Genomic DNA, 9,345 nt, shown 5'->3' with positions numbered 1-9,345 from the left:
GCCGAACGCGTTGATCAGGGTCAGCACCAGGGAGAAGAAGCCCACCGCGACGAACCAGTGCGCGACACCCACGATGCCCCAGCGGTTCATCCGGGTGTGGCCCAGGAACTCCCTCACCACCGTGAGGGTGCGGCTCTTCCAGTCGTCGGTGCGGGTGCCCGCCGGCACGTCCTGACCGAGCCGTACGAAGTGGTAGATCTGCGCGATGGCACGGCCGAACAGCGCCACGCCGACCACGGCGAGTACCAGCGACACGATGATCGCGGCGAGTTGCATTGGAGGCTCCTCGGGCCTGCGAGGGATATTACTAATCGGTAACTTATGCAGTCCGTCTGAGACTACCTGCATCTCTCCTCGCACTGTAGCCAGGCGTGGGGTGATCTGAATCGCTGAGGGTTGCCTGCGCTGCCGCTCATGATCGATGCTCCCTTCGGTAATCGGATCGTGTTATTCGTGACGAATTGCTACTTTCAGTCCTAATTTAGAGCCTGTGATCTACGGGATCGTCGCCGCCACCACCGCCCTTCTCCTCGCTGCCCTGCTCACGGCGCTGCTTCGCGGGCCCGGCCTGCGGACCCGTGCCGTCGACCGTCGACGACAGCGGCCCGTGCCGCTCCTCGGCGGCGTGGCCGTCGTACTCGCCACCTGTGCCGTCGCCGTCACCGGGGCGTGGACGAGGGTCGCGCCGCTCGGGGACGGCGTCGGCAGGCTGCTCGCAGCGGGTGCCGGGGTCGCCCTGCTGGGGCTGGTCGCGGACGTGTGGCGGCTGCGGCCGCGGGTGCTCGCCGCCGGTACGGCCGTTGCGGCGGCCTGTGTCGTGCCGTACGACGAGACGGGCGTCCCCGCCGGGCTCCTCGCCGTCGGCTGGACCGTCTTCGTCGCCCTCGCCTTCCGCTCGCTCGACCACGCCGACGGGCTCGCCGGGACCGTCGGGGTCGTCACCGCCTTCGGGGTCGCGGCCTGCGCCGCCGCCGATCTGATGGACGGGCTCGCCGTGCTGCTCAGCGTGCTCGCCGCCGCGCTCACCGGGTTCCTGATGCACAACTGGCATCCCGCACGGATCGGGCTCGGGACGTGCGGCTCGCTGTTCGCGGGATTCCTGCTGGCCTCGTCCGCCGTGTTCACCCGGGCGGGGCACGGAATCGGGTCGAGCGCCGGGGTGTTGTTCGCGCTGACCGCGGTCGCCGGTGCCGACGTGGTGCTCGTCGTCGTGTCGCGGCGCCTCGCCCGGCGCCCGCTGCTGCGCTCGGGGCCCGACCATCTTGCCCACCGGCTGCGGCGGCTCGGGCTCACCGCGCAGGGCGCCACCGTCCTGCTCGGCCTCGGCTCGTTCTCCGGGGTGCTCGTCGGCGTGCTCGCGCACACCGGCTGGGCGGACCAGGACAACGTGCTGTGGGTGGCCGGCGGCGCCCTTCTGGCCGTGCTTCTCCTCCTGCGTGTTCCGGCCTACGGCGCCCGTCGTCCCGTACCGTCGCAGGTCAGGACGCAATTGCGTGTAAGGAACGGATAAGAGTTGAGTCCAGGCGACTCAGGTCTGTTGACCCAGGGCGGAGCCTCGTGCACACTTGAGTCCGTTCCACTCAAGTCAGCTGGAGGAAATCACCATGGCACGTGCGGTCGGCATCGACCTGGGCACGACTAACTCCGTCGTCAGCGTTCTGGAGGGCGGCGAGCCCACCGTCATCACCAACGCCGAGGGTGCCAGGACCACGCCGTCCGTCGTCGCCTTCGCGAAGAACGGCGAGGTGCTGGTCGGCGAGGTGGCCAAGCGCCAGGCGGTCACCAACGTCGACCGGACCATCCGGTCCGTCAAGCGCCACATGGGCACCGACTGGAAGATCCAGCTGGACGGGAAGGACTTCAACCCCCAGCAGATCTCCGCGTTCATCCTGCAGAAGCTCAAGCGGGACGCCGAGGCCTACCTGGGCGAGAAGGTGACCGACGCGGTCATCACCGTCCCGGCGTACTTCAACGACTCCGAGCGCCAGGCAACCAAGGAGGCCGGTGAGATCGCGGGCCTTAACGTCCTGCGCATCGTCAACGAGCCCACCGCGGCCGCGCTCGCCTACGGCCTCGACAAGGACGACCAGACGATCCTCGTCTTCGACCTCGGTGGCGGCACCTTCGACGTGTCCCTCCTGGAGATCGGCGACGGCGTCGTCGAGGTGAAGGCCACCAACGGTGACAACCACCTCGGTGGTGACGACTGGGACCAGCGCGTCGTCGACTTCCTGGTCAAGCAGTTCGCTGCCGGCCACGGCGTCGACCTCGGCAAGGACAAGATGGCCCTCCAGCGCCTCCGTGAGGCCGCGGAGAAGGCGAAGATCGAGCTGTCCTCGTCCACCGAGACCTCGATCAACCTGCCCTACATCACCGCGTCCGCCGAGGGCCCGCTGCACCTGGACGAGAAGCTGACCCGCGCTCAGTTCCAGCAGCTGACCGCGGACCTGCTGGAGCGCTGCAAGACGCCGTTCCACAACGTCATCAAGGACGCCGGCATCCAGCTCGGCGAGATCGACCACGTCGTCCTCGTCGGTGGCTCCACCCGCATGCCCGCCGTCGCCGAGCTCGTCAAGGAGCTGACCGGCGGCAAGGAGGCCAACAAGGGCGTGAACCCGGACGAGGTCGTCGCCATCGGCGCCTCGCTCCAGGCCGGTGTCCTCAAGGGTGAGGTCAAGGACGTCCTGCTCCTCGACGTGACCCCGCTGTCCCTCGGCATCGAGACCAAGGGCGGCATCATGACCAAGCTCATCGAGCGCAACACCACGATCCCGACGAAGCGTTCGGAGATCTTCACGACGGCCGAGGACAACCAGCCGTCCGTGCAGATCCAGGTCTACCAGGGCGAGCGCGAGATCGCGGCGTACAACAAGAAGCTCGGCATGTTCGAGCTGACCGGTCTGCCGCCGGCGCCGCGTGGCGTCCCGCAGATCGAGGTGTCCTTCGACATCGACGCCAACGGCATCATGCACGTCACGGCGAAGGACCTCGGCACCGGCAAGGAGCAGAAGATGACCGTCACCGGCGGTTCGTCGCTCCCGAAGGACGAGGTCGACCGGATGCGCCAGGAGGCCGAGCAGTACGCGGAGGAGGACCACCGCCGCCGCGAGGCCGCCGAGACCCGCAACCAGGGCGAGCAGCTCGTCTACCAGACCGAGAAGTTCCTCAAGGACAACGAGGACAAGGTCCCGGGCGAGATCAAGACCGAGGTCGAGGGTGCGATCGCCGAGCTGAAGGAGAAGCTCAAGGGCGAGGACACCGCCGAGATCCGCACGGCCACCGAGAAGGTCGCCGCCGTCTCCCAGAAGCTGGGCCAGGCGATGTACGCCGACGCGCAGGCCTCCCAGGCCGCGGCCGGCGGTGCCGAGGCCCCGCGGGCCGACGACGACGTGGTGGACGCCGAGATCGTGGACGACGAGCGCAAGGACGGTGCCGCGTGACGGAGGAGACCCCGGGCTTCGAGGAGAAGCCCGACGTCCCCTCCGGCGCCACCCCCGATGACGCCGAGCCGCAGGCCGCCTCTCCCTCTGCGGAGGAGGCGGCGGCCCCGGCCGGGGACGCGAATCAGATCGCTGGCCTGGTCGCCCAGCTGGACCAGGTGCGCACGGCGCTCAACGAGCGCACGGCGGACCTCCAGCGCCTCCAGGCCGAGTTCCAGAACTACCGACGCCGTGTCGAGCGCGACCGGATCGCGGTCCGGGAGGTCGCCATCGCGAACCTCCTGACCGAACTCCTGCCCGTGCTCGACGACATCGGCCGCGCACGCGAACACGGCGAACTCGTCGGCGGATTCAAGTCCGTCGCGGAGTCGACCGAGACCGTCGCGGCGAAGATGGGGCTGCAGCAGTTCGGCAAGGAGGGCGAGCCCTTCGACCCGACGATCCACGAGGCCCTGATGCACTCGTACGCGCCGGACGTCACCGAGACGACGTGCGTGGCGATTCTGCAGCCCGGGTATCGCATCGGCGAGCGCGTCATCCGCCCCGCACGGGTGGCCGTCGCCGAGCCGCAGCCCGGCGCTCAGCCGGGCAAGGCCGAGTCGGCCGACGAGGGCCCGGCGGCCGAGGACAAGGAGAACGGTGGCCCGGACGAGGGCTGACGTAGACACAACGAGGAAGGAGGGACGTCGGGGATGAGCACCAAGGACTTCATCGAGAAGGACTACTACAAGGTCCTCGGCGTCCCCAAGGACGCCACCGAGGCCGAGATCAAGAAGGCGTACCGGAAGCTCGCCCGCGAGTTCCACCCGGACGCCAACAAGGGCAACGCCAGGGCCGAGGAGCGCTTCAAGGAGATCTCCGAGGCGAACGACGTGCTCGGTGACCCCAAGAAGCGCAAGGAGTACGACGAGGCACGCGCCCTCTTCGGCAACGGCGGGTTCCGGCCGGGGCCGGGCGCGGGCGGCGGCAACTTCAACTTCGACCTGGGCGACCTCTTCGGTGGAGGCGGCGCCCAGGGCGGAGGCTTCGGCGGCGGTATCGGTGACGTCTTCGGGGGCCTGTTCAACCGGGGCGGCGCCGGTACGACGCGGACGCAGCCCCGGCGCGGCCAGGACATCGAGTCCGAGGTCACGCTGAGCTTCACCGAGGCCATCGAGGGTGCCACGGTGCCGCTGCGGATGTCCTCGCAGGCTCCGTGCAAGGCCTGTTCGGGCACCGGCGACAAGAACGGCACACCGCGGGTGTGCCCGACCTGCGTCGGCACCGGCCAGGTGGCCCGGGGTTCGGGCGGCGGCTTCTCGCTGACCGACCCCTGCCCCGACTGCAAGGGCCGCGGTCTGATCGCCGAGCACCCCTGCATGGAGTGCAAGGGCAGCGGCCGTGCCAAGTCGTCCCGGACCATGCAGGTCCGCATCCCCGCGGGGGTCACGGACGGCCAGCGGATCCGGCTGCGCGGCAAGGGCGCCCCGGGCGAGCGTGGCGGCCCGGCGGGCGACCTGTACGTGGTCGTGCACGTCGGCGAGCATCCGGTCTTCGGCCGCAAGGGCGACAACCTGACGGTGACCGTGCCGGTGACGTTCGCGGAGGCGGCCCTCGGCGGCGAGGTCCGGGTCCCGACGCTCGGCGGTCCCGCCGTCACCCTGAAGCTGCCCCCGGGCACACCCAACGGCCGCACCATGCGGGCGCGGGGCAAGGGCGCGGTCCGCAAGGACGGCACGCGCGGCGACCTGTTGGTCACCGTCGAGGTGAGTGTTCCGGTCGACCTGTCGGGGAAGGCTCGTGACGCGCTCGAGGCGTATCGCGAGGCGACCGCGGGTGAGGATCCGCGGGCGGAGCTGTTCGAGGCCGCGAAGGGAGCTTGAGAGTGATGGACGGCCGTCGGCGTAACCCGTATGAACTGACCGAGGAGACCCCGGTCTACGTCATCTCGGTGGCGGCCCAGCTCTCCGGCCTGCACCCGCAGACGCTGCGTCAGTACGACCGCCTGGGCCTCGTCTCCCCGGACCGCACCGCGGGCCGGGGCCGGCGCTACTCGGCCCGCGACATCGAACTGCTCCGCCAGGTGCAGCAGTTGTCGCAGGACGAGGGCATCAACCTGGCCGGCATCAAGCGCATCATCGAACTGGAGAACCAGGTCGCCGCGCTGCAGTCCCGTGTGGCGGAACTGCAGGCGGCCCTGGACGGCGCGGCGGCGGCGATGCAGCAGCGCGAGGCCGCGGTGCACGCCTCCTACCGGCGCGACCTGGTCCCGTACCAGGAGGTCCAGCAGACCAGCGCGCTGGTGGTGTGGCGGCCGAAGCGGCAGCAGCAGTCCGACTGACGGCACCTGCGAAGGGGCCGGGAGGTGTCACGACCTCCCGGCCCCTTCGCGTGCTCACGGCGCCAGGACCGCGTAGTCGGCGCCAGGCGCCGACTCGGTGCCGTCCGCGTACACGGCCGTCACCCAGTAGTAGTGCGTGGCGCCCCGGGCGGCGGTGGTGTCCTCGTACGACCCCTGCGAGGCGGCCGCCAGCTTCTCGTACGCCGCGGTGTCCGGGTTCCAGCGGTAGACCTGGTAGCCGGTGGCGTCGGTCACCGCGTCGCCGTCCTCGCCGGTGGACGCCGTCAGCTCGATCGGTGAACCCTCGGGCGCGGTCACGCCGGGCGTGGTGTCGAGCTCGGTGGCGGTCACGATCTCGGGTGCGCCCGTCCACTCGTAGTGGGAGTTCCAGTCGTCGTCGACGGCATCGACGAAGAAGCACCGGTCCTCGCCGTCCGGCAGGGTGCGATACGCGAACGAGGTGGTGTCGGTAGACAGCCATTCGACCTGGTGGACGGAGCAGACCTGCTCCTCGTCGTCGCCCACGAGCTCGCCCGCGTAGACGACGTACCGCGCCAGGTCGGGCGTCGGATTCGCGTCCCAGCGCAGGGCGAAGCCGTATGCGGTGGGCGTGGCGGTCAGCCCGGTGACGGCGGACGACGGGGTGAGGTCGGAGCGCTTGGCGCTGACGGCGGCCGGCGCCGACTCGTTGCCCGCCGCGTCGAGGGCCGTCACGCGGTAGTACGAGGTGGCACCCTCGACGGCCGAGGTGTCCAGGTAGGACGTCTGGTCCGTGCGGGCGGCCTCGGTGTAGGCACCGGTCGCGCTCGTCGCCCGGTAGACCCGGTAGGACACCGCGTCCGTGACCCGGCCCCAGGAGATCCGCACCCCGCCCGCCTAGGAGCCGGCGGTCAGCCCGCCGGGCGCGCCGGTCGGCGTCCGGTCGATGGTGGTGACGCCCTGATCCGCGGTCCCCGCCGACTCGTTGCCCGCTTTGTCGTAGGCACGGACCTCGTAGTAGTAGCTCGCACCGGTCTTCGGCAGGGAGGAGTCGGTGTACGACGTGGAGGTCGTCGTCGCGAGCGGCTTGCTGCCGAACGACGTGCCTTTCAGGCGTCGGTTGACGCGGTACCCGGCGATGTCCATCTCCTTGTTCTTGGTCCAGGTGAGCTTGGCCGTGCCGGTGGTTCGGTCGTACGTCGCCGAAGTCCCCTTCGGGGTGAGGGGCTTGACCTTGTCGACGGTGGCGGAGGTGCGGAGCTGGTAGGCGAAGGAGACGTTGGCCGCACCGGTCCAGTTGACGTAGTCGATGCGGAGGGTGTGGGTGCCGGCGGGGACGGTGATGTCCGGGGTCTTCTTGACCGTGGCCGAGACGTTCTTCCACAGGTCGACCTTGCGGGTGCCGTCGAGGTAGACGCGGGTGCCGTCCTGGGTGGAGACGGGCAGGGCGAAGGGGCCGCCGGAGCCGAAGTCGCGGGTGACGGTCCAGCGGATGGCGAAGTTGTCCTTGGGCAGTCCGGTGGCGGGTGCGCCGGTGCGCCAGTTCTCGCTGATGGTGGAGTCGCAGTCGGTCTTCTTCGGCGTGCCGGAGAAGGTGGTGTTCGCGTAGAACTGCCGCTTGTAGACCGGTGAGGCACAGGTCGTGGCGGCGGAGGCAGGGGCCGCGAGGGCGCTCAGCGCGGTGCCGATGACGGAGAGCACGACGGTCGAGGCCGCCATGCGTCCGGCCGGGTTCATTCGATCCTCGGGGCGAGTCGGGGCGGCGGTACACGGCTGCCGTTGATCACGACTCGTGGGCAAGGGTATTGGTTGTACGGATCTTTGCCCGCCCTTGAACCTCTCCCGGTCGGGTTCCGCGCCCGACCCGGGGGACGCCGCGCCCGCCGCGGTGACCTGGTGCGGGCCGGTCCGTTGTCGTTTCGTGAAATCCCTCAGATGGAGAGCCCGTAAAGGGTGGTTGGAGGGGATTCCGCTCAACCTTCACAGATACAGCGGAGCGTGGTGTTGCGCACTCGTTAAGTAGTTCCGCTTGACGTCGGGTGTTGCTGGCGCGTTGGCTTTTCAGTCGTCTGGGTGGCAAAGCGGCCCCCACGTCCGGAACGCACCTGAAGTGAGCCCCCGTATGCGTCGTATCGCCATATCCGTGGCAGCGTCCACGATGATCCTTTCGCTCGCCGGTTGCGGCGTGCTCAACGCGACGGGCGACTCCAGCGACGCCAGCCCGACCAAGGGCAACGACGTCACGGTGGGACTGCTGCTGCCGGAGACGGCGAACACGCGCTACCAGAAGTTCGACTACCCCATCATCAAGGACAAGGTCGCCGAACTCACCAGAAAGCAGGGCAGAGTCGAATACGCCAATGCCGACGCGAAAGCGGCGAAGCAGGCCGGTCAGATGCAGAAGATGATCGACGACGGGGTCGACGTCATCCTGCTCGACGCGGTCGACGCGCACGCCATCGCCGGCCAGGTGAAGAAGGCCAAGGACGCGGGCATTCCGGTCATCGCCTACGACCGCCTGGCCGAGGGGCCGATCGACGCGTACATCTCCTTCGACAACGAACTCGTCGGCGAGGTGCAGGGCCGTACGCTGCTGGAGGCGCTCGAGCCGGACGCCGACTCCTCCGACAAGATCGTCATGATGAACGGCTCGCTGACCGACCCGAACGCCAAGCAGTTCAAGGAGGGCGCGCTCTCCGAGCTGAACGGCAAGGTGACGATCGCGGCGAAGTACGACACCAAGGACTGGAAGCCGGAGAACGCCGAGGCGAACATGACCGCGGCGATCAACGCGATCGGCAAGGACAACATCGCCGGCGTCTACTCCGCCAACGACGGTATGGCGGGCGGCATCATCAAGGCGCTCAAGGCCGCCGGCGTCACCAGCCTGCCGCCGGTCACCGGTCAGGACGCGGAACTGGACGCGGTGCAGCGGATCATCTCCGATGAGCAGTACATGAGCGTGTACAAGTCCTACCCGGAAGAGGCCGAGGCGGCCGCGGAGATGGCCATCGCCAAGATCCAGGGCAAGGACATCCAGTTCGACGCCCTGACCCGCGACAAGGTCGACAGCCCCACCACCAAGGCCATCCCGGCCCAGCTGGTCCAGGTGAGCGCCCTGACCAAGAGCGACATCAAGGACACGGTCATCGCGGACGGCATCTACAAGGTCTCGGACATCTGCACCGCCAAGTACGAGGCGGCGTGCGAGTCCATCGGCCTCAAGTAGTCGGGACCGGTGGGGGCGCGGACGTCCGGCCGGCGTTGACGATCAGGTCAATGCGGTGCCGTGGCCCGTGTTCACCCGCGGGAGTGGAACGTCGCGAGCGCCTGCGGTGGCGAAGCGTCAGATATGAGGTGTGCGGCGAGGTAGCTCCCGGATCCGTGCCACCTCATGCGCCGAGCGCGCGAGGTGCCGTCGTCGTACGCCGCCAAGTTCCGGCCATCGCCATCATGTTCTTGCAGAAGTGACGTGATGAGGCCGGGAGGAAACGGGAGACAAGGGGACTTTACGGCGGGCCCGGCGGGCCGAGCCGTGTTGCGGAGGCGGGTTCCGCCGCGCATAGTTGCGCCACGGATGTGGCAGCAAGCCGGGGGTGGAATGGG

7 protein-coding genes and 2 pseudogenes are annotated in these 9,345 nt (G+C 69.1%); 6 read left to right on the top strand and 3 right to left on the bottom strand.

Going from position 1 to position 9,345, the window contains the following annotated elements; translation table 11 throughout:
- A pseudogene (locus IEZ19_RS35455) lies at positions 1–276 on the bottom strand (Fe-S oxidoreductase); the annotation flags it as partial.
- Positions 277–490: 214 nt separating this feature from the next.
- On the opposite strand from IEZ19_RS35455, the gene IEZ19_RS35450 reads away from it, so the two are divergent.
- The 5 genes from IEZ19_RS35450 to IEZ19_RS35430 all read left to right on the top strand — a co-directional run bounded on the left by IEZ19_RS35450 (position 491) and on the right by IEZ19_RS35430 (position 5,760).
- A complete protein-coding gene (locus IEZ19_RS35450) occupies positions 491–1,510 on the top strand; it encodes an MraY family glycosyltransferase (protein WP_189315492.1) in 1,020 nt (339 codons plus the stop codon).
- 94 nt (positions 1,511–1,604) lie between these two features.
- On the top strand, positions 1,605–3,440 hold the full coding sequence (dnaK, locus tag IEZ19_RS35445) for a molecular chaperone DnaK (RefSeq protein WP_189315491.1): 1,836 nt from the start codon (positions 1,605–1,607) through the stop codon (positions 3,438–3,440).
- Positions 3,437–4,099, top strand: coding sequence for a nucleotide exchange factor GrpE (gene grpE / locus IEZ19_RS35440; RefSeq protein WP_189315490.1), 663 nt, complete (start codon positions 3,437–3,439; stop codon positions 4,097–4,099). The genes dnaK and grpE overlap by 4 nt, the downstream gene beginning before the upstream one ends.
- Before the next feature lie 33 nt (positions 4,100–4,132).
- A complete protein-coding gene (gene dnaJ, locus IEZ19_RS35435; protein WP_189315489.1) occupies positions 4,133–5,302 on the top strand; it encodes a molecular chaperone DnaJ in 1,170 nt (389 codons plus the stop codon).
- 5 nt (positions 5,303–5,307) lie between these two features.
- Positions 5,308–5,760 carry a heat shock protein transcriptional repressor HspR gene (locus IEZ19_RS35430; protein ID WP_189315488.1) on the top strand — a complete coding sequence of 151 codons (453 nt, stop codon included), beginning with the start codon at positions 5,308–5,310 and terminating at the stop codon, positions 5,758–5,760.
- A 54-nt stretch (positions 5,761–5,814) separates the two neighbouring features.
- Here IEZ19_RS35430 and IEZ19_RS53165 read toward each other — a convergent pair whose 3' ends face one another.
- Both IEZ19_RS53165 and IEZ19_RS53160 read right to left on the bottom strand, forming a co-directional pair.
- Positions 5,815–6,627 carry a fibronectin type III domain-containing protein gene (locus tag IEZ19_RS53165; RefSeq protein ID WP_308429040.1) on the bottom strand — a complete coding sequence of 271 codons (813 nt, stop codon included), beginning with the start codon at positions 6,625–6,627 and terminating at the stop codon, positions 5,815–5,817.
- A gap of 33 nt (positions 6,628–6,660) precedes the next feature.
- Positions 6,661–7,476: pseudogene (locus IEZ19_RS53160) on the bottom strand (PA14 domain-containing protein); the annotation flags it as partial.
- Between the two features lie 385 nt (positions 7,477–7,861).
- On the opposite strand from IEZ19_RS53160, the gene IEZ19_RS35420 reads away from it, so the two are divergent.
- Positions 7,862–8,968: a substrate-binding domain-containing protein gene (locus IEZ19_RS35420; protein ID WP_189315487.1), complete on the top strand. Its 1,107-nt coding sequence runs from the start codon at positions 7,862–7,864 to the stop codon at positions 8,966–8,968.
- The last annotated feature ends 377 nt before the right edge of the window (positions 8,969–9,345 follow it).

The sequence above is a fragment of the Streptomyces brasiliensis genome (assembly GCF_014647875.1).
In the GTDB taxonomy this organism is placed as follows: domain Bacteria; phylum Actinomycetota; class Actinomycetes; order Streptomycetales; family Streptomycetaceae; genus Streptomyces; species Streptomyces brasiliensis.
Note: the sequence above shows the minus strand (reverse complement) of the source record. Positions and strands in the feature narration are given on the sequence as shown.

Bases quoted from the DNA above. Each gene is read 5' to 3' on its own strand.
- dnaK (WP_189315491.1), top strand. From the start codon at position 1,605: ATGGCACGTGCGGTCGGCATCGACCTGGGCACGACTAACTCCGTCGTC.
- dnaJ (WP_189315489.1), top strand. From the start codon at position 4,133: ATGAGCACCAAGGACTTCATCGAGAAGGACTACTACAAGGTCCTCGGC.
- IEZ19_RS35430 (WP_189315488.1), top strand. From the start codon at position 5,308: ATGGACGGCCGTCGGCGTAACCCGTATGAACTGACCGAGGAGACCCCG.
- IEZ19_RS35420 (WP_189315487.1), top strand. From the start codon at position 7,862: ATGCGTCGTATCGCCATATCCGTGGCAGCGTCCACGATGATCCTTTCG.